The following is a 21,570-nucleotide window of genomic DNA, read 5'->3' on the forward strand; positions in this document are numbered from 1 at the left end:
GATAATCTGCTTTAAGTTCTATAGCTTTATCATAAGCAGCAATTGCCTGTTCATAACTTTCTAAACTATCCAGTGCATCGCCTTTATTTTTCCAAAACTTATGATAATTTGGATTAATTTCTATCGCTTTTTCATAAACCAAAATCGCCTCTTCATATCTTTCTAAATTTTCTAGTGCAATACCTTTATTGTTCCAAGCTTCGTAATTATTTGGTTCTATTTCTAAGGCTTCATCACAAGCTAATATTGCTTCTTCATTTTGCTTTAACCTTCTATCTAGAGAAGCCTTTCTTACTAACAAATTTGCTTTTTCCTCAAAAGGAAACCTATCTTCATCAAGTAAACTTTTAATTCTCACCCACTCATACTTACGTTCTTGTCGAGTAAACTCTATATAATCATCTAATTCTTTTCCAGAAATTGCCAAAAATTCCTTTCGCACAGTTTCCTCATTCATAGGAAACTGAAACAACCCAGAACGCCAATCAAAAAAATCTGGCGCACGTTTAATCAGATAATCTAAAGCAAACCTTGGTAACAAAAACACAAAGCAAATATCAAAATCATCCCTAAACCTTTCTCGCTGCTGATTCAAATTAACTAAAACCGGAGGAACCCCCCTTTTACTAATAGAAATAATCTCATTATTATCCAAACCCCGTTCTTTCATATCCTCCTCATATTGATACAGAGAATATTCCAAACCAGTCACAAACAAAATATCAATATCTGCCAGTAAAGGTAATTCTTTAACTCGGTTGTAAAAATTATAAACAGTCTTATCCAAAGGCAAAACTTCGATTTTTTCCTGGGGAATATCCAGCCGAATTTTCTCCATAATTTCTGTTCCCTGTTGTGGCGAACATTCCACAAACAATAAACCAAAACCTTCCGTAAATCTAATAGTCTCTACTAAAGCTTCAAATTCCTCTTCAACTGTTAATGCTGAATTCTCTTCCCAAGCAATTTTTTCTCCCTTCATTGCACCAACTCCTGAAACTTTTGTACTCCTTTAATCAATGGGTGAACATCATACCAAACTTGATTTTCTCCATTTTCATCAAACTACAATAAGTGTAGGTTGGGTTGAGGGACGAAACCCAACACTAATAATACCATTTCTCAAAAACTTTTCTACATTTGATTGAGCCGGGGAGTAGGGGAGTAGGGGAGAAGTAAAAATAATAATAATTAACATTAACACAGGCTAAAATTAGCAAAAAGATTATTATACTAAGGCAATTACTTAATAACTGAAGTGTTATTCAAGGTCTTGCACTACTTTTGGGAATTGGTATAACCCTTTGTTGGGTTTCACTTCGTTCTACCCAACCTACATTTTTAGCTATATCAGTCTATTATTTTTTCTTTATTGCACCAACTCCTGAAATTCTTGTACCCCTTTAATCAATGGGTGAACATCATACCAAACTTGCTTTTCTCCCTGTTCATCAAAGTAAATATATTCTAGCAAACAACGATTAAACAATAAATTACGGTACTGCTGATTATTTAAGATTTTTTTAGAGCGAGAAACATCTGCCAATACTTGCCATTCTTCTTGTTGAACTGACCTTTTATAAGAAACTCTTGCTTCCGTAATTGCTCTTTGTACAACTCTGGCAGAAATAGGTAATTTACCTCCAGCACGTTTAATTACATTTTGCATCAAAAGCATTAAATCTCGAACATGACCTCCACTCATTAAGCAAAGTTTATCCAACACTTCTCGACTTTCAAATAAATCTGTTTCTAAAGATAAATCTGACTTAACTTCCTTAACCCTTCTATCAATAATTTCCCTAATTGTAGCAACTCCTAATTCATAAACTTCTCCCTCCGGAGTCTCCACCATAATCATCGGTAAAACTTGAGGATCGTCATATTCAATTTTCAGATTAGGAGCCTGATTAGAATAGACCATAGAAATAGGAATCGTATAAATTGTATGGCAATCTAATCCTTTAAGTTGGGCACTACGGTCAATAAAAATTTCATCGTGATTACTACGTCCGTCTGGCTGCACAATTGGTACAATGCGGTCTAAACTATCAGCAATTATTACCAACTCAGAACCAGATGCTAATTTCTTTTTACCATCACCAATAAAAGTATTTATCGCCTCAATTAAACTTTCAGTATGAGGATTAATTTTATCTCTAATTTTTTTTCTTAAAGTAGGTTCAGTTCTAATCTTTGCCGTAAGTTTTGCATATTGACTAATTTGTGATTCAAGCGCCAAACTTTCCAAAGATATTTCCGTAGTCGCTAAATCTTTTAAATCTGCCCACCGCCCTTTTAACCAATCTAATAATGGTTGAGGATCGGCTTTTTTCAAATGTTCTAATAAATGTCTAGTACAAGCCAACAAAATATCAGCATATTCCGTATCTTCTGGATTAATATCTTGTTCTTCAGCAGCAAAATAAACAACAAAATATTTTTGAATTTCCAGGTATTCTTTGAGTCGCAAAAGTTCCGTTGACTTACCCGCACCTCGATGTCCGGCATAAAGTTGACAAGTATTATTATCAGAGTATTCAATATTCGTAGCTAAATCCGTAATAACATCTCCATCTCCCCTGACTTCCCGGCAATCAACATATACCGGACTACCTGGTTGTAGAGGTTCAAAAGGTTTAAAAGCATTAAATAATCTTTTCAATAAATCTCTCTGATTTGTCATATACATACAGCGCTTTCCGTTGTTATGAAGTACATATATTTAGTGTTTTAGGGAACAGGGAACAGGGAACAGGGAACAGGGAATAGGTATGGAAAAAATATTCCTAATTGTCAGTTGTACCTCATTAGTACAAAATCTGCTGTATATTAAAAATATCCTTAAATTCATTTCCATTCCTGTAGTAGACTAACACATATAAAATATTGCACTATATAACTTGGGGCGGGTTCATCTTATTTTGTGGTTAAATCATTAATTTAACATTGAACCCACCCCTACTATTGCAAAATTTTAGCTATGTAAAACCACTAATTTTTCTGTCTTGATAATTTTAACTTTCCAAATTTTTACTCTGATAACTTTCCAACTTTGCCAAAGTTTCTGGAAAAATTTTAATATCTAAATTTTCATCTTCCCGTTGAGACAAAGAACGTTTAACTTCCCCCAAATAAAGTGGTTCAGAAATACCTTCCTCTGGATGAATAATAGTTCTAACTCTAATAGTTAATTGATTTTCTCCACCTAAACGACCTAGTGAAAATAAATCTCCTGCTGCTTGCTCTATTGTTGCTGCTAATTCTGATTCTGTAATAGTAGGAGAAACAGCAATTACTGTTTTAGTACCACCATTATCATAAACTAATGTATATGGAACCGAACCTGGAATTTCTACACGGGTAAATAATCCTAAACTTAAACCAAATAAACCAGCAGTTAACACCCCCATAAAACCTGTTACTCCCACCAATCTAAATCGAAATCCCCATTTCAAAATAAAGCCAAGAGTCGTCAAAAGAAAAAATCCAATTGTAGCAATACCAAACCATTTAGAAGCAATAAGTAATTCTGTAGTTGATAACATTTTTTCCTTGTTAATTTTGTAGATTTACTTTGTAATTTTATAGTATAGCTTTAAGCATTCAGCATTCAGCTCAAGTAAAAACTATTGGTTGTAAAAAAATTCAATTGTATTAATGTTCTAACACTTTTTTGTAGTGCTATAATTAGGTGTTAGAACTGGTAAACTTCTCAAACTAAAGTCAGGAATTACTTCTGAGTTTTGAGTTTTCAAACTCACTCAGAGATTACTTCCAAATTCTAAATTCTAAATTCTAAATTTTGACTTCACTCTTTTCTACCTACAAGTAAATAAGTCCTCATCATACCTTTTCCCTTAATCTCAATCATGCCTCGTTCCTGAAATGCATACTTATTAGCTAAACAATTATAAGTATCCTCAGTTACTTGAATAACACCAGGAATGCCATGAGATTCCATACGATGAGCTGTATTTACCGTATCTCCCCAAAGGTCATAAGCAAACTTTTTCGTCCCAATAACTCCTGCTTCTACTGCTCCCGTATTAATACCAATGCGAATTTGTAAAGGTTTTCCCTGCTTTTCAGAAATTTCCTTAATTTGATGTAACATATCCAAGGCCATTTCCGCGATCGCCTCAGCATGATCCTCCCTAGGCGTTGGTAGGCCACCCACAATCATATAAGCATCACCAATAGTTTTGATTTTCTCAAGTCCATATTTTTCTGCCAACTCATCAAACCTAGAGAAAATCATATTTAGTAATTCTACCAGTTCAGCGGGAGATAAATTTGCCGAAAGTTTAGTAAACCCAACTAGATCGGCAAATAAAACAGTTACTTCACTAAAGCTATCAGCTATAGTTTTTTCTCCCTGTTTTAAGCGTTGAGCAATTGGCGCTGGTAAAATATTTAATAGTAATCTTTCTGACTTTTCTTGTTCCTCAGCTAGTCGCTTTAAATAAGCTTGTTCTTGATCCCGAAGTCTTTTCTTTTCTAAACAAGCGTTGATTCTAGCTTTGAGTAATACTGGATTAAATGGTTTGGACAAATAATCTTCCGCTCCCAATTCGATGCAACGGACTATACTATCAATGTCGTCCACCGCAGAAATCATTATAACTGGGATATAGCGTAACGTTGGGTCAGCTTTCAGGGTTTCAAGGACTTGATAACCGTTCATTTCTGGCATCATAATATCTAGTAGTACCAAATCAAACGCTTGAGAACGCATCATTTCTAAAGCTTGAAACCCATTATTAGCAGAACTCACTACATGGCCATGCCTTGTGACTCGCCGAGCCAAAAGGTCTCTATTGACCTGGTTATCATCTACAACCAGTACATTGCCCTGGTCATGTTTCATTTCGTTGGTTCTATACCTGTAAGATTTTTGATCTTGTCTAATAGTCTGGGAAGTTCTACTGGTTTTGTATCATAATCATCACATCCAGCATCTAAACATTTTTCTCGGTCTCCTGTCATAGCATTAGCTGTTATTGCTATTACTGGAATATTTTTGGTTTGGGGGTTGGCTTTAATTTTACTAGTTGCTTGCCACCCGTCTAGCACAGGCAAACTCATATCCATTAGAATTATATCTGGAGCTTCTGATATAGACATATCAACACCCTCAGCACCATCAACAGCAATAACTACTTCAAATTTTTTACGCATGAGACGCCTAGACAACATATCCCGGTTCATCTCATTGTCTTCAACTAAGAGAATCTTAACCATTGTTCTACCTTTTAGTGAGATAATCTTGGGATTTCATCCTTAATATAAATTTTCTCTAACACAGTGATACTCTTTTATATTTTTGGAAAGAGTGCCAAGTGCCAAGTGTTGTTTATGGTTCTTAATTAATCTACAATTATACATAATTATCACGGGGAAAAATAATTTATATACCACATTCTAGTCAATCTTTGCCATTTTTAGATTCTGTCATTTTTGAGACTTAAAATATTTGGATTGACAATTTTCTGATTTGATAAATTTTCTGAGGATTATGTTTCCAAATATAGGAAGTAAGAGATTGTTTGTAAAGGAGATAGGGAATAAGGAATAGGGAATAGGCGCAGACACAACTATTTTTCACCATAGTTTTAGGAGTATGAATACCAAGACCATATCAAGCAGCCAAATTTCAATCTCTGGATTTGTTCAAGCTTTAATATTTATAGTAATTCCCATCTCTGAGTGAGGTACGCGCATTCGTTTGTTTTGGGGAGTAGGGAATAGAAAATAATAAAAACAACTGTACCTCAGTAACTTTAAAAACGCTGTTGTTTATAAACAAGTTTCTTATACTTATAGCGGTTTTCACAAAGGTAGACTAAGGAAACAAGATAAGTATATTTGAATTTTGATAAGTTATAGACCTGATAGTTGTATTATATGTTAATCAAAAGCACTGTAATTACTATTTTACAAAGGGTATCTAAGAAGTTAGAAGTGAGTCGATAATAATTTTTCTATAAGTTTGGCTAGATTTATTTCCAGATAGATACAACTCAAATAATTGCTTAATTTTGTTGAGAATTGATTCCTAGCAATTTCAGATTTCTAAAGTTCCTTCATTAATGGATAATGGATAATGGATAATTACCTCTCCCTAAAACGGATTGGATTGATGCGGAGCGTGAAAATTTTTTCTGATCAAGGGGAGATTGTATCTGGCATACTTCGTAGCTGCTCTGCATTCTTCGCGATCTCTCGCCATCCCATCCTACGGAAAGCTCCGCTTTTCATGTCGGGACAGTCAAAACGACCGCTTATTTCTCCTTTAAAGGAGAGGCTTTAAACCTTAATTATTCCGTAAGGGCGATCAATAAAATACCGCATCTGAGAATATAGGGAAGGAAAATATCTTCAATAATTAATAATTACCTCTTCTGTAATAGTAATGATTGGTTAAAAGGAAATTTTTTTCTTCTTGAAAGGAGAGGCTTTAAACCTGAATTTTTCGGAAAAAAATTCAATAAAATAGGTGAAATAGTTAATATATTTATGCTTTTGAGCTATATTTTTTATTTTTCACAATTCATTTTATTTAAACTGACTATAAAATAAAAAATTAAGAGGTTACAGGTGGTGGATTATGATCCCCATTGTTTCTAACTATCGATTGTATCTTTTCTGCTTCTAACTTAGGTTTTAAATATAAATTTTCCACTAAAGCAGCACTGCCAGCAAACCAAGGAGGAACAATCAAAGCACCAATAATTCCTAATAACTGAATTCCTACTAAAACTGATAGTAATTGATACAGAGGATGTACTCCAACTGAAGAACCTACGAGTAAAGGATCGAGTACATAAGTTTCCACATTTTGGATAATATAGTACAAAATTATCACCCATAAAAACAACCATCCGCCCTTAGCAATAGCAACAATTAAAGCAGGAACTGCACCGAGAATTGGACCGATAAAAGGAATCAGGTTTGTCACAGCAGCTATTGCTCCTAAACCTAGAGAAAAATCTTGCAATCCTAAAAATCCTAAACCAGTGGTTGTTGCTACACCTAAAATAGCAGAAACTATAATTCTGCCTCTAATATAACCTCCCATTCTTTGAGTAACAGGAAGAACTTGATGTTCTAGACGTTTATCCCAAGGTTGAGGAAAAAATTTGATTAGACCACTAATCAAAGTTTTACTATCGGATACCATATAACCTGAAATAAATAAAGCTAATATTAAACTGACTACTCCTCCTAATACACCTTTCGTTAAACTATAGGAACGTAATAGTAATTGTTGACTAGAACGAATTACCCAACTTGTGACAGATTTAGTATCAAAAAGTTGATTAATCCAATCAGGAGGATTTTGAATTAAGGAACTAACAAAATCTTCAAAATTATCGCTGATACTCTCAGAAAATAATGGTAACTGACTTAAAAGTCTTTCTATTTGCTCGAAGACTGGTGGACCAATAGTTAATACTATACTAATCAATCCAGAAATTAGAGTTAAATAAACGATAATTACTCCTAACCAACGAGGTAATTTAATTCTTTCTGTCAAATTTACTAATGGTGAAATTGATGCAGCTAAAACTACCGCAACCATCAAAAGTACTATTAGACTTTGTACTTGCCATAAAATAATTAGTAGTAAAAAACTGCTAATAATTAATACTAGGTTAGATAAGGAAATAGAAATCCTTTGTTCAGGTTTCATAGAAAATACTTTAATAAATTATAAGTTAAAATGTCAGCATTTAGTCCTCAGCTATTAGCCATAGCGTGATTAAATTATTGTCAGCCATAAATGGAATTAGTATTGATAGTATTGAGGCAGAATTAAAAGTAATTATAAGAGCTACATTGCTCATCTTAGCAGTTATTGCCATCATACCTGAGAGTTTACCAGGGAGCTAGTTGAATGCTTACATTAAAATTTATATTAGCAGGTTTGATATATACATATATAGCAATCTTAATTTTAATTTTGAGAGATTGTAGATTTTTAGGGAATAGAGAATCTGGACTTTATATAGTCAAATTATCACATATAATTTCTAATTCCTGTAGTCGTTAGGAACTTGATAAATGTAGGTAGATATATTTTTCGGGTTTTTAGGTATGAGGAATAGCTCAACTTGAATAAGAGCGGTTGGCATTAAAATTACTGATAAATTCTTCCCCATTGAGAAATTAGTTATATCTTTTTACTCAAATTATCATAATTCATTTATTTGCTAACTTCTCTAAAGGTTTCTAAACTAACTGATGTAGGGTTGTTTCAAAATTCCCTACTCCATCAATTTTCCCAGATTTTTCCAGATAAAAACTATAAAATCAAATTATGCCAGTTTTTCCCAAAAAATTTAAACTAATCAGGTACATTAAGCAAGAACTCAAGAAAAAAAACCTAATCATCAGCAATAAACTTATGAGATTTGGGCATTAATCACAATAAGTTTTCTCTCGAAGTTACAGAAATTTGCCAAGATGGTGAGCTACAGTTTAATACTAATTTCTATTCCCTATTCGCTCAAGTTCTAAAACTTTGTAACTGATTAACTCCAAAACTGCCATAAAATTAAACTGATAGTGGTTTACAAGTAGTAATTTTATCAGAAAAATTCAGGTAGCTTGTAAATACCTTTCACAGAAAAGGAGATAATTAGAGTGTCTTTATGTTCCCTATTCCCTGCCTGTACTATTAAACCCAATATCTTTTTAATTTTGGTGCCAATGTGTTATGCCACCTGGTTGATCTATTAGTTTAATACCTTGGTGTTGCAGTTCATTTCTAATACGGTCTGCTTCAGCATAATTTTTCGCTTTTTTTGCCTCTAAACGTTGCTGAATTAAAGACTCAATTTCATCATCACTTAAACCTCCATCTTGATTGCTAATTTGTTCTTCTATTTGAACTTCTAAACCTAATACTTGTGACAAATTTACTAGAGTTACCCATTGTTTTTGTAACTCTTCTAAAGATGTTTCAGTTTTCCCTTCATGCACTAAAATATTACCCTCTCGACGTAACTCTTTAGCTAATTCAAATAAAACAGCTAAAGCACTAGGAGTATTAATATCATCATCCATTGCTTTCTGGAATTTTTCTACTTGAGAAGTTAATAACTTTGTCTGTTCAAATAAGGTTTTTTCTGGCATTTCCCATCCTAATTTAGAACCATGTTGCTGAGGAAATAATATACCCTCCTTAATAGTATTCCAACCATTTTCGGCAGAAGCGATCGCCTCTTGAGTAAAGTCAATAGGTTTCCGATATTGAGCAGTTAAAACAAACATTCTCACAGCCATTGGGTCTACAGGTCGAGCTAATAAATCCCGAATTGTGGTAAAATTCCCCAAAGACTTTGACATTTTTTCTCCATTAATAGTCACAAAGCCATTATGGAGCCAATATTTTACGTAAGGTTTTCCTGTAGCAGCTTCCGACTGAGCAATTTCATTTTCATGGTGAGGAAAAATTAAGTCTGCTCCCCCAGTATGAATATCTATAGTTTCCCCCAAACAATCTCTTACCATTGCCGAACATTCAATATGCCAACCTGGCCTTCCTTTGCCCCAGGGAGACTCCCATGCAGGTTCCCCAGTTTTTGCTGCTTTCCAGAGGGCAAAATCAAATGGATCTTTCTTTTTAGCAGTCTCTAAATCTTCTGACTCTACTCTACCACTTGCGCCAGCTTGCATTTCTTCCAAACGACGGCCTGAAAGTTTCCCATATTCTGAAAATTTCCGCACCTGATAATAAACATCCCCTCCAGAAGGGTAAGCAAAACCTTTTTTTTCTAAATCCTGGATTAACTGTTTAATCCCATCTATTGTCTGAGTGGCCCGAGGATATTCATCTGCTTCTAGGACATTTAAGCGTTTCATATCCTCAAAGTATTCTTCTGTGAAACGTTCAGCTACCGACTCCATAGAACTTCCTGTTTCTTTGGCCCGGTTGAGAATTTTATCGTCTATATCAGTAAAATTTTGCACATACCGTACCTGATAACCCTGCCACATTAAATATCGGCGTATCGTATCCCAAACAATATAAGAACGAGCATGACCTAAATGGCAATAGTCGTATACTGTAACACCACAGGTATACATTTTAATTTTGCCTGGTTCTAGGGATTCAAAGTTTTCTTCTTGACGAGTCAGTGAATTGTACAGTTTTAGAGTCATAAAATAATTTCAGCTAGTTTTTTCCAATCTTAATTATAAGGATAATCGCTTTTTTTTTACTTTGGTGTTAATTTTATAGCATAAGGAAAAATGTTAATTATTGATATTTCATTGTTTCGGCTATTCTATAAGTGAATAGCTGTAATTACAATTGCTATATTACTAACTTTTAAGGTTCACAATTATATTAATTTTTTTTGTAGTGTAAAGTGAAAGAGTTGAGAGCACAAAATTGTCCGAAATTATCAGATTTACAAAACTACTTACAGAAGCAATATAATGTATTTTTTTAATCCAATCAAAATTATTATACCTTACTTAAAGAAGGTAGAAATAAGTTGGAAAAAACTCAAAAAAATAATCCTGCTAAAAATGATGAATTAGTGAAAGAAAAAAAATCAATAGAGTAATTGTTGGAAAAATGTCAACCGGAAATAGAGGCGGGGAACCTGGCATTGTTTATGATTGATGAGTGTCATTTACTATGGGCATACGTATTAGGTTATGGTTGGATAAAAACAGATAAAAGAATAGAAGTACCGATTAAAAATCTCAAAGAGCGACAAACTTATTATGGAGCAGATTACTATCAAACAAAGGAATTTATTGTTCAAGAATAAAAGAAAGCGTAATTCTGTAACCTTTTCTCAATTCCCTTTTATTCATGTTTTATAAATTTTATAGCGCTTTTTACATAGATAGACTAAGGTTAGTACGCACAACCCAAAAACATTTTCCTACTCCCTAGTCCCTACCCCGAAATTTTATATGACTAATTCATAAAAGTATCAACATAAAAAATTTAGTCAATGATAGATAAAACATCCTCTGGCACAGATGACTATGTGCCAGAAAAACCATCTCTAAAAACTGGATTACTTGCTCTTAAGCAAAAAGATTATCCACAAGCGATCGCTCACCTAGAAATAATTGCTCAACAAGAATCTCTCAAGCAAAAATTAAAAGCTCAGATGGGTTTAGTCATTGCTTATGAAAAAACTAAACAAGTAGATCTAGCTATTTCTTTGTGTCGTAATCTTAGTAAAATTTCTGATAGTAAAATTAAAAGCTTTGCTCATCGTCATCTCAAGGAATTATTAAAACGATATCCCCCCAAAAATTTGAAAAAATCAACAATTCCTCCCCCTAAAGCTTCAGAAATATCTCCCCGAAATCAACAATCTATTGAAACAGGATTTGTTCCTTTTAATCCTACTTCAGATAAATCTAAATCTGCCAATAATAGCAATGAAATCTCCAAACAAAACATTGATTTATCTGTAGAAACTGGTTTTAAATCAATCGCAGAAAATCCCAATATCTCAGAAAGAAAATCTAGTCAAACCTCAGATTACCTAAAGCATTCTCAGTCAAATAAAAATGATCTAGAAGCAGATCAAAATAAATTACCTGCTTTATCAAGCATAGTTAATAAATCAAATTTAAAAAACACAAATGAATCCCATCAAATATCAACAGAGATTACTTCAGAATTCCCAAAAAATCCTAGTCAAACTTCAGATTCCCTAAAGCATTCTCAGGCAAATAAAAATGATCTAGAGGCAGATCAAAATAAATCACCTGCTTTTGCTTTATCAAGCATAGTTAATAAGTCAAATTTAAAAAACACAAAGATTACTTCAGACAAACCAGAAAACTTACCTAAATTGAAATGGCGTCAAGCAGGAAGGGCAAAAGGAGGTCGTCGCCTTAAAACTCCTAATTTAACTATTTTATGGTTAGAACAAATAATTGTAGGTATTGCTCTATTTTGGCTAAGTCTTACAATACTGAAATTTAGCTTAGATGCTACGAATGATTTTCTAGTTTGGCTCCCATACTTTCGACCAATTCAAATTTTTTATCGAGACCCCACTCGAAATTTTATAATTTTCCTGCTCGGATTATTTATATTCTCCCCTTGGTTAATAGATGGATTATTAATACTTACTTATGGTCTCCAAACTCTACCAACAACAACTCTAATTAATTACAGTAAAGAAGCAAATAAATTGCTCCGTACTTTTTGTAAAAAACAAAAAATACAGGGAATTGCATTAAAGGTATTACCAATAGATGTTCCGATAGCATTTAGTTATGGATGCTTACCTCGTTTTTTCAGGATAGTTGTCAGTCAAGGATTATTAGATAATCTAGCAGAAGATGAAATTGCTACTATTTATGCTAGAGAAATTAGTCATGTTCAAAATGGAGATTTCCGATTAATGTCTATGGCTAATATGATGCTTCAAATTCCCTATACTATTTATTTGCAATTAACTTTTTGGGCTGATTGGGTATTGGATTTTATAAATCATCAATTACCTGATTTTTTACCAGGATTTATCAAATCTTTTTTGCCTATCTTAGTATCCGTTTTTAGAGTATTCGCTGCAATAATTTCAACTCTTAGTTATGGTTTATATTGGTTACTGAAATTGCCGATTTTATGGCTGTCTCGTCGGCGGGTTTATTATAGCGATCGCCTAGCTTGTAATTTAACTGGTAATCCTAATGGTCTCACACGAGCTATTCTGAAAATTACAATTGGTATGGCTAATGATATTAAAAATCAAGCCAAAATTAGGAATTTATTAGAGAGTTTTGAAATCTTAATGCCAGTAGGAATAAATCAAGCTATTACTGCTGGTAGTGTTGTTTCATATAGTGGCTTTGAATCTATTTTTAACTGGGATACTTTTAACCCATATCGTCGATGGTTAGAGATTAATAATACTCATCCTTTGCTTGGCGATCGCTTAAAAAGATTAAGTTTATATGCTAATTTCTGGAAACTAGAAACAGAGTTAAATTTAGAAAATATCAATGCTGATGTAACTGCAAAAAATCAATTAAGTCCTACTCAAGAAGAGAATATTTATACTCCACAAAATCTTGATTGGCAGAAACTTTTGCTTCAGGGAGCACCATTTTTTGGTGCATTAATAGGTCTAGGTTTTGCTATTTTTTTGTGGTTAATAGGTGTAATTTCATCTGCTGTTGGTCTTTGGCGTTTAGATTGGTTATTTGGAGATATTTCTATTTTAGTTGCTTGTTTGGTTATGGGTTTTAGTATTGGTATTTTGATGAGAATTAATCACTTTTTTCCTGATATTAAGCAGACTAAACTTTGGCAAAATCCTGACTTGGCAGAATTGTTAACCGATTTAAAAGCTTTGCCATTAGATAGTCAAGCAATTCAGTTTAAAGGTCAACTTCTTGGTAAAAGCGGAATGAGTAATTGGTTGGGACAAGATTTGATTCTGCAAACAACAAGAGGACTGGTTAGGTTACATTATTCCGAGCAATTGGGACCTATTGGTAACTTATGGCCTAAAATAAATCGTCCTAGCAATCTTGTTGGTAAGTCTATAACCGTAACTGGTTGGTGGAGGCGAGGAGCTACTCCTTGGATAGATATCAATACTCTGAAAACTGAAAATGGTCAATCTATTAACAGCGATCATCCTCTCTGGTCAATAATTGTAGCTTTTGCTCTTGCAATATGGGGAGCTTATATGGTATACACTGGCAGATTTTAATTATCAGATTGTGTAAAGAAAAGTTGCATTCTTCAACCAGTTATGTTACATTTATTTACATAGAGTAGCTTAACCCAAGCGACCTCATAGTTTTGCCTAGCTCAGGAGTTTAGTCTGATGGAGCTAAATTAGTAGAGATATGACAGATTGAATAAGGTAAACATATACTGACAACAGTAAGCATTACCTTAGTAAATATGGTCTGTTGACACAGAGAAAACCTCTACTTAACCTATAACAGATAAGACTTTTTGGGTGGCAAGTGTCAATCTCCCAACACAGCAAGTTATACCAGCCACAAATGTAGGCTGGTTTTTTCGCGATTCATAAATTTTGCGCTCGGAAAAGTAGGGATTACTGAACAGCGTAACTGTACTATGAAGATACAAGTAAATAGTGAAATTTTAGAAAAATAGTAGATATTGACTTAGGATTATGATAAGTTTATAGTGGTTAAGAAATTACTAGCCTGTTAACAAAGGAAAGATAAGCTGTAAGCATTTCCGGTTTGGTTGAAAAATAAGTCAAATATTATGATTAAGTTTTAGCCCTCACCAAGTACGAAGTTTTATCTATTATAAATTTGAGAAATGGGGTAGGCTTTATCGTCGATGCCTGTGGACGGAGTGCTGCCGACTAGGGGAGCCGTCGGATTGGCGACGTATCCGGTAGAAGGTAGGGATGCTGCATGCAACGTCTGTACACATTAAAACATCACTAATTGTGACGTTTTATATTAGTTTTATGAAGCAGTATACTTGAAATTAATATCGTATTAGCAATTGGGTTGTTTAAATTTAGCAGGCTTTGAAGTTATATTTAAAAGTTGGGACGATAAGTGTTTAGCAAATCAATATCAAAAAGAAGTAATTGAGCAATGCCTATAGTTTTGTTTGTTGGTTGAGTGATGAGCAAAAAGTTTAAAGAAAAACCTGACAAAATAAAAATATTTGTCAGAGTTGACCAAAATGAGAAATTGGAAATCATTTCATCTGTAGTAAAGGTGAGTGTAGGTATTTGTCAAAGTTCTTTACATTTCAAAGTCTGGAGCAGTTTTTTTTGATTCTGCTCTTGTTTTGTGTTCAGTCAATCTCAGTTGACTAAGTTTTCGTTTGTTGTAATTTAAACAAGTAAAATTCAAAGTCTGGAGGAATTTTCCTATGTCAATTCGTTTGTATATTGGTAATTTGCCTAAAGAGGTAATGGAACGTCAAGAACTGCAAGAAGTTTTTCAAGAAGAAGGTGATAGTGTTACCACTAAACTGATCACAGATCGTAAAACTGGTAAATGTCGTGGTTTTGGTTTTGTGACAGTTAAAAATGATGAACAAGCTGACCAAATTATTGAAAAGTATAACGGTTATCAGTTTAAAGAAACTCCTTTAAAGATTGAAAAAGCATTACCTCGGTCTAAGAATAAGAGTGAGTCTGAAAATACTGAAGCTGAAGCTAAACCAATTAGCAAAAACAATACTAACAAGAGTAAAAAATCTCGTCGTGAAAAGGATAAAGGAGGAGCATCTAAAACTGCTAGTAGTACTAGCTCTAGTGGTAATGATGCAGTTCAACCCGATCCCCGTTGGGCTGATGCTTTAGCAGAGTTGAAGCAACGTTTGGCAGCTAGCACTAATTCTTAGGAATTTAGTTGAGTAAACTCAAAAATATTATTAAGCTGACATCATTTATAGATACAGCCCTTTGCAGAACAATTAGGTACACAGATTAAAGCAATAATCTTTTGAGACAATCCAAAATTATTTTGCTCATTGTTGTCAATGTACCAATTAGTCATGCAAAGTTCTGTAGATTCATTGTAGATATAGTTTTGTAATCATCCCTATAGCTATATCTACAAAGTTACGGTCTAAATTTAGGTACTGATAAACAAGTAATAATTTTACTTGTCTAATACCAATTCCCATGCATTAATGCTATACTTAGGCGACACTTCAGTTATTAAGTAATTAACATAAGCATTTGGAACCTTTTTGCTAATTTTTAAGTTAATGTTAATTATTCTTATGTTTACTTCTCGCTCTCGGAGGTTATGCAAAGTCCCTACCTACTACCCTACTTCCCTGCTCAATAAAATGTAGAAAAGTGTTTGAGAAATGGTATAACTTATGGCAATTTAAGAGATTTAGCAACTCACATCCTTACATATTTAGCAGTACCCAAGCTCTAAAGTATATCTAGTATTAACCCTAGATTGAAACAGTTAACAGTTAACTGATGAGTGAAAAAGCCTTCGATTTAATAAATCAAAGGCTTTTTATTTCAAATATATAACTCAGAACTTACGCAAAGACACCATATATATTAAATCAAAAGTATTAAATCAAAACTATCATGTCTTATAATATGTAGTGTCTTTTGAATAAATCTGGAACCTAAACACACTAGAAGTTTAAGTGCTGAATTAGCTTGAAAATAAAGTGCAAGATACAGGATAAATAAAAATCAAAAAACAGGCGGAATTCCTAGTCAGGTGAAGGAAAAATGCATAAAAATTAACAGTAAAACTATTGCCTATTGCCTATTATCCATTCCTTTCCCTTACCAAAAAACTTTTTCAGCAATTCCTATGTAGTGTTTAAAATTTATGGATTGTGTCATTTATGTAACTATTAATCCAAAGTTGAATTAAATAGTTTATCCATTCCACAAATCCGCAAATTTAAACATTTTCCCACTAGCTGTTTCTTCAAGGTATAGATACGTTGCTAGAAATTATAAGACTTTTGACCTCAGAAATGCTATGGGCAAACATAGTAACTTGCGAGGAGTAGAAACGTAAGCTCGACGATTAAATACATCATATTGATTACGCTCAATAGCATCTAAAATCTTACTATAAAGCATAGAAGCTGACCAAACAGGCCAACGAATATCAGCACTCAAACGCTTAATACCTCTCTCTGCATCAACAAAAAACTTACGCGCCCTGTGAATCTGAAATTTCATCAACTCTCGCCAACGGTCATCAATTACACCATTCAATAAATCCTCTTCGGTATAATCAAACAAAGCTAATTCTTGTAAAGGAAGATAAATCCGACCTCGACGAGCATCTTCTCCGACATCTCTTAAAATATTTGTAAGTTGATTAGCAATTCCCAAGGCGATCGCTTCCGATACAGGAGACTGCATTTTTGGGCTGGGGTTCCAGGGAGTGGCAAAACTTGATGTTTCTACTCCCATGACTGGCATAGTCATTAAACCAACTGTACCTGCGACTCGATAACAGTAAAGTTTCAGTTCCTCAAATGTTTGATAGCGACTGCGGTAGAGATCCATTTGCTGACCTGCAATCATATCACGAAACGGTTGTATATCTATGGGGAATCGAGATAGGGTATCTACCAATGCTACATCTGCATCTTCTAACGGATAGCCAGCAAAGATAGATTCAAGATGTTGTTCCCACTCTTGCAGGGTTTCTGTGGTTGTGGTATTTGACATGGGTCCATCTACCAGTTCATCTGTACGACGACACCAGACATAAATTGCCCATATCGCCTTACTTTTAGCCTCTGGCATTAACTGAGTACCCATGTAAAAAGTTTTAGAATATTTGGCTGTGACTTGACGACACAGCTCATAAGATTCTTCTAAAGATACCAGGGATAAACGAGTCATGCGTTGGGAAGATTTAGACCGTTGCAGCATTCTTTGCTGGCTTTGGAGTTGTTCGTTGCAGGTTTGCATGAGATTCAAGGTGAGTAGAAGCTGCTTTAGCGATCGCCTGCGCTGTCAGTTTGCCAGAAAGTACGGCTCCTTCCATGCTAGCTAGATAGCGTTGCATTGTATAGTCTCCTGTTAGGAAGAAATTTCCAATTGGAGTTACTTGGGAAGGGCGACAGTCTTGACGACCAGGAGTAGCTTTATATACAGAGCGGGGCGTTTTGACAACGTGATATTTCAACAACTTAGCTGGAGATTCTCCTGTAAAGTGAGCTGGAAATAATTTTTCCAACTCTGCCATTGTTGCTGCGACTATTTCTTGTTCGGATTTACTAATCCAATCTTTGGCGGGTGCTAATACCAATTCCAACATCGAACGGTTGGGATTAGCATATTCGCGACAAGTGTTACTCATGTCTGCATAGACACTTAGTAGGGGGGATCTGGAAAACAGTAAATGGTCTATATCTGTGAGCTTACGATCAAACCACAGATGCAGATTAATTACTGGTACCCCTTCTAAACCGTTGAGCTTTTGAAAATATTCCATCTGCTGCCAAGGTTTTGGCAACATTACCTTTAGGGGATCGACTGGCATTGCTGACACATAAGCATCAACCGTCATAACTTGATCTTCTGCTCCATCTAATCCTCTAATTAGGAATCCACTAACTGTAGCATCATCGTTTAGCAGAAATTCCTTTATCGGTGCGTTTAACCGCACTTCCCCGCCTCCCTTCATAATATATTCTACCAGAGGTTGACATAATCGTTCTGTGGGAGAACCATCTAAGAATGCCATTTTCGATCCATTTTTCTCTTGGAGAAAACGGTTAAGAGCTGTAAGAATTACAGTCGAGGATATTGTTTCTGGACCGATAAAGTTCAACGCTTTTGACATGGCGATGAATACTTCTTTTTCCACTCTTGGAGGCACATTTTGTTTTTTCAGCCATTCTGAGAAACTGTATTTGTCCATTTTCTCCACATATTTTTGGCCTTGGACTATTGCTGGGATCAGACCTATACCGAACCGGATTTTTTCTGGCCAGGTTAGCATATCATTATTGCGGAGAATAGCTACTATCCCATTCAAAGGCGCTGGAATATTAGGAAAATCGAATCTAGAGTATGTTCCTGGTTTTTCTGGCTGATTAAAAATCATTGTGTGCTGTTTCCATTGCAGTCTATCCTCTATATTCAATTCTTTGAATAGCTGCAACATATTTGGATAAGCACCAAAGAATATATGTAGACCAGTTTCATACCAGTCTCCCTCTTCGTCCTTCCAGGCTGCCACTTTACCTCCGAGTACGTCCCGCCTTTCGAGGACTATTGGAGTATGACCCATGTCTGTCAAATATTTAGCACAGGAAAGACCTGCTAGACCTGCTCCGGCGATCGCTACTCGCATTTGCTTGGTAAAAACCTCTTAAATTAAATTTACTTATTTTTTATTATTATAACTTTACAAGTTGTTACAAAATTCAGCAAGACCTAATTAAGTTATTTTTGATTTTTCTGAACATAAATTTCTTTGTGTCCCTATTTTTGACAAAAGGGTGTAAGTGTGGTAATATTACAGCGAAATTAGTAATAGAGTTGTGTTATCTTAATAAAATGTAAGAATACTTGAGTTAGCCGTTTAATCATTAATAACAGATTAAGAGTAACAGACAAAGGTTTAAAGAGGCGATCCCTAAAAAATAAATCTACAAATCTATAAATAAATTAGTATTTAGTACCTAGCAATAGGCTAAAACAACCAAGTCAGAGTTAATTCCCTTCGGTCGGGGCAATAGGAAAGAAGCAATAGGCAATATGTAGATTTATGAGGCTAAAAATTGACTGATTTATCCACCAATAGTTACCAGGAGTTTTGTTGTCCCACATGTATTATTATTAGTGGTAGACTATTGATGGCATTTTTCAATTCTCCATCATACGTCTTCCCTATTGCGAGAGTACCTTTAATCACGGAGATAGTGAGGCAATCCTCAAAATACTAAAGAATTTGACACGATAGAATAATAAACAAAAGGACAGAAAAAATAAACTAAGGCATGGGCAAAGTAGTCGGTATAGACCTGGGTACAACAAACTCCGTCGTCTCCGTCATGGAAGGCGGAAAACCAATAGTGATAGCTAATTCAGAAGGAATGCGGACAACACCATCTGTAGTTGGCTTCACGAAGGAAGGAGAACGAATAGTGGGACAGATGGCCAGAAGGCAAACAGTTCTGAATCCCCAGAACACCTTCTACGGAGTCAAACGATACATTGGACGTAAATACTCTGAACTATCCCCAGAGTCAAAGCGTGTTCCCTATACCATTCGTCGGGATGAATTAGGCAACATCAAAATCAAATGTCCTCGAATGAAACGAGATTTTGCTCCAGAAGAAGTCTCAGCTATGATACTGCGGAAACTAGCAGACGAAGCAAGTCGCTATCTGGGAGAGGAGGTAACAGGAGCAGTAATTACCGTACCAGCCTATTTTAATGACTCCCAAAGACAAGCCACTCGCGATGCGGGGACTATTGCAGGCCTAGAAGTCAAACGTATTCTGAATGAACCAACGGCAGCATCTCTGGCTTATGGATTAGAAAATACAGAAAACCAGGTGATTCTGGTCTTTGACTTGGGTGGTGGTACATTTGATGTCTCAATCTTGGAAGTAGGAGATGGAGTATTTGAAGTTAAAGCTACCAGTGGAGATACCCAATTAGGGGGTAACGATTTTGACCAACGAGTAGTTGACTGGTTAGCCGAACAATTTATAGAAGCAGAAGGAATAGACTTGAGGACTGACCGTCAAGCTCTACAAAGACTGACTGAAGCAGCAGAAAAAGCAAAAATAGAACTATCTGGAGTTGGAGTAACAGAAATTAATCTCCCCTTTATTACTGCCACCACAGATGGCCCTAAGCATTTGGAAACTAGGCTGACTAGATCCCAATTTGAAGGACTTTGTGGAGATTTAATTCCTAGAATCCGACGTCCTGTGAAAATGGCCTTAAAAGATGCTGGTATTAGTCCCTCTATGATTGATGAGGTAGTATTAGTGGGGGGGTCAACTCGGATTCCTTTTGTCCAAGATTTAGTTTACTCTCTGATAGATAGAGAACCAAATCAGGGAGTTAACCCTGATGAAGTTGTGGCAGTGGGGGCGGCTATTCAGGCTGGCATTTTAGGTGGTGATGTACGAGATGTGTTACTTTTGGATGTTAGTCCATTGTCTGTGGGCTTAGAAACTATTGGGGGAGTAATGAAAAAGCTCATTCCTCGGAATACTACTATCCCAGTACGACGTTCTGATATATTTTCTACTGCTGAAAATAATCAGACTTTAGTTGAGATTCATGTTATTCAAGGAGAACGGGAAATAGCTGCTGATAATAAGTCTCTCGGAAAATTTAAGCTCACTGGTATTCCTCCTGCACCAAGAGGTGTGCCCCAAGTACAAGTCGCCTTTGATATTGATGCCAATGGTATTTTGCAGGTAACGGCAATGGATAAAACTACTGGTAGATCTCAAAGTATTACTATTCAAGGAGCTTCTACTTTAAGTCAGCAGGAAATTAGTCAGATGATTCGGGATGCGGAAAAATTTGCTGAAGCAGACCGACTCAAACGTGAGCGGGTAGATAAGCGTAACCGGGCTGAGGCTTTGGCATTTCAGGCGGAACGACAACTGCGAGAGGTGGCCTTGGATTATGGGATGCAGTTTGCAGCTAGAAGTCGTCAACGAATTGAGATGTTGATTAGGGAACTGCGAGATAGTTTGGAACAGGATGATGAGCGAGGTATCGATCAGGTGGGGGTTGATCTACAAGATGCTCTCTATGATTTGAAACGTGAGATTTCAATTTATACCTCCGAAGAAGGTGATGATGATTTCTTTGGTTCTGTCCGTCGGACAATATCTGGGGATGATTATAAACCCAGAGAACGTTATGATTATGAAACTAGAGTTTATAGTCGTCCTCCCGATCGATTTAGTTCTAATCGCCCTAGTCGTTCTTATCAAAGTAAAGATTGGAATGATGATGATGATGATTGGCTGTAAATATTGTAGATTTTAGATTGGCCAGGGGATACTTTCTCACTCCATTGTCAAGATATAGCTCAACTCAAAAGTTATGTGTTTAAAAGTCAACAGCCTGGTTATTA

General features: G+C 35.2%; 12 protein-coding genes and 1 pseudogene. 4 read left to right on the plus strand and 9 right to left on the minus strand.

Annotated elements, in window-relative coordinates; all coding sequences use genetic code 11:
- From ACP6PM_RS08165 to cysS, 7 genes are all read right to left on the minus strand, one after another.
- Positions 1-982 (minus strand): tetratricopeptide repeat protein (locus tag ACP6PM_RS08165; protein ID WP_426583517.1); only part of this gene is annotated, 982 nt, incomplete at its 3' end.
- A 387-nt stretch (positions 983-1,369) separates the two neighbouring features.
- On the minus strand, positions 1,370-2,686 hold the full coding sequence (locus tag ACP6PM_RS08170; protein ID WP_426583519.1) for an ATP-binding protein: 1,317 nt from the start codon (positions 2,684-2,686) through the stop codon (positions 1,370-1,372).
- 331 nt (positions 2,687-3,017) lie between these two features.
- The gene (locus tag ACP6PM_RS08175) at positions 3,018-3,548 is read right to left on the minus strand and encodes a Ycf51 family protein (protein WP_426583521.1); all 531 of its coding nucleotides are present in this window, start codon (positions 3,546-3,548) and stop codon (positions 3,018-3,020) included.
- 263 nt (positions 3,549-3,811) lie between these two features.
- A complete protein-coding gene (locus ACP6PM_RS08180; protein WP_426583523.1) occupies positions 3,812-4,870 on the minus strand; it encodes an adenylate/guanylate cyclase domain-containing protein in 1,059 nt (352 codons plus the stop codon).
- Complete coding sequence (locus tag ACP6PM_RS08185; RefSeq protein WP_426583525.1) at positions 4,867-5,244, minus strand: response regulator; 378 nt, start codon at positions 5,242-5,244, stop codon at positions 4,867-4,869. The genes ACP6PM_RS08180 and ACP6PM_RS08185 overlap by 4 nt, the downstream gene beginning before the upstream one ends.
- A 1,342-nt stretch (positions 5,245-6,586) precedes the next feature.
- Positions 6,587-7,696, minus strand: coding sequence for an AI-2E family transporter (locus ACP6PM_RS08190; protein ID WP_426583527.1), 1,110 nt, complete (start codon positions 7,694-7,696; stop codon positions 6,587-6,589).
- Positions 7,697-8,700: 1,004 nt separating this feature from the next.
- Positions 8,701-10,170 (minus strand): cysteine--tRNA ligase, encoded by a 1,470-nt coding sequence (gene cysS, locus ACP6PM_RS08195; protein ID WP_426583529.1) that lies wholly within the window; start codon positions 10,168-10,170, stop codon positions 8,701-8,703.
- A gap of 209 nt (positions 10,171-10,379) precedes the next feature.
- Between cysS and ACP6PM_RS08200 the strand changes: the two are divergent.
- The 3 genes and pseudogenes from ACP6PM_RS08200 to ACP6PM_RS08210 form a co-directional block, all read left to right on the plus strand.
- Positions 10,380-10,787: pseudogene (locus ACP6PM_RS08200) on the plus strand (IS630 family transposase); the annotation flags it as partial.
- Positions 10,788-10,979: 192 nt separating this feature from the next.
- The gene (locus tag ACP6PM_RS08205) at positions 10,980-13,712 is read left to right on the plus strand and encodes a M48 family metalloprotease (RefSeq protein ID WP_426583531.1); all 2,733 of its coding nucleotides are present in this window, start codon (positions 10,980-10,982) and stop codon (positions 13,710-13,712) included.
- A gap of 1,160 nt (positions 13,713-14,872) precedes the next feature.
- Positions 14,873-15,349 (plus strand): RNA recognition motif domain-containing protein, encoded by a 477-nt coding sequence (locus tag ACP6PM_RS08210; RefSeq protein ID WP_426583533.1) that lies wholly within the window; start codon positions 14,873-14,875, stop codon positions 15,347-15,349.
- A 1,093-nt stretch (positions 15,350-16,442) separates the two neighbouring features.
- Here ACP6PM_RS08210 and crtB read toward each other — a convergent pair.
- A complete protein-coding gene (gene crtB, locus ACP6PM_RS08215; protein ID WP_426583549.1) occupies positions 16,443-17,381 on the minus strand; it encodes a 15-cis-phytoene synthase CrtB in 939 nt (312 codons plus the stop codon).
- Positions 17,365-18,810, minus strand: coding sequence for a 15-cis-phytoene desaturase (pds, locus tag ACP6PM_RS08220; RefSeq protein ID WP_426583535.1), 1,446 nt, complete (start codon positions 18,808-18,810; stop codon positions 17,365-17,367). Before pds ends, crtB begins: the two co-directional genes overlap by 17 nt.
- Positions 18,811-19,459: 649 nt before the next feature.
- On the opposite strand from pds, the gene dnaK reads away from it, so the two are divergent.
- Positions 19,460-21,466, plus strand: a complete 2,007-nt coding sequence (gene dnaK, locus ACP6PM_RS08225; RefSeq protein ID WP_426583537.1) for a molecular chaperone DnaK — start codon at positions 19,460-19,462, stop codon at positions 21,464-21,466.
- Positions 21,467-21,570 lie beyond the last annotated feature (104 nt).

The sequence above is a fragment of the Dapis brunnea BLCC-M229 genome (genome assembly GCF_050015995.1).
Lineage (GTDB): Bacteria > Cyanobacteriota > Cyanobacteriia > Cyanobacteriales > Microcoleaceae > Trichodesmium.

What these genes read in the sequence shown, in the direction of transcription:
- ACP6PM_RS08170 (WP_426583519.1), bottom strand. Translation starts at nt 2,686, where the DNA reads ATGACAAATCAGAGAGATTTATTGAAAAGATTATTTAATGCTTTTAAA.
- ACP6PM_RS08175 (WP_426583521.1), bottom strand. Translation starts at nt 3,548, where the DNA reads ATGTTATCAACTACAGAATTACTTATTGCTTCTAAATGGTTTGGTATT.
- ACP6PM_RS08180 (WP_426583523.1), bottom strand. Translation starts at nt 4,870, where the DNA reads ATGAAACATGACCAGGGCAATGTACTGGTTGTAGATGATAACCAGGTC.
- ACP6PM_RS08185 (WP_426583525.1), bottom strand. Translation starts at nt 5,244, where the DNA reads ATGGTTAAGATTCTCTTAGTTGAAGACAATGAGATGAACCGGGATATG.
- ACP6PM_RS08190 (WP_426583527.1), bottom strand. Translation starts at nt 7,696, where the DNA reads ATGAAACCTGAACAAAGGATTTCTATTTCCTTATCTAACCTAGTATTA.
- cysS (WP_426583529.1), bottom strand. Translation starts at nt 10,170, where the DNA reads ATGACTCTAAAACTGTACAATTCACTGACTCGTCAAGAAGAAAACTTT.
- ACP6PM_RS08205 (WP_426583531.1), top strand. Translation starts at nt 10,980, where the DNA reads ATGATAGATAAAACATCCTCTGGCACAGATGACTATGTGCCAGAAAAA.
- ACP6PM_RS08210 (WP_426583533.1), top strand. Translation starts at nt 14,873, where the DNA reads ATGTCAATTCGTTTGTATATTGGTAATTTGCCTAAAGAGGTAATGGAA.
- crtB (WP_426583549.1), bottom strand. Translation starts at nt 17,381, where the DNA reads ATGCTGCAACGGTCTAAATCTTCCCAACGCATGACTCGTTTATCCCTG.
- pds (WP_426583535.1), bottom strand. Translation starts at nt 18,810, where the DNA reads ATGCGAGTAGCGATCGCCGGAGCAGGTCTAGCAGGTCTTTCCTGTGCT.
- dnaK (WP_426583537.1), top strand. Translation starts at nt 19,460, where the DNA reads ATGGGCAAAGTAGTCGGTATAGACCTGGGTACAACAAACTCCGTCGTC.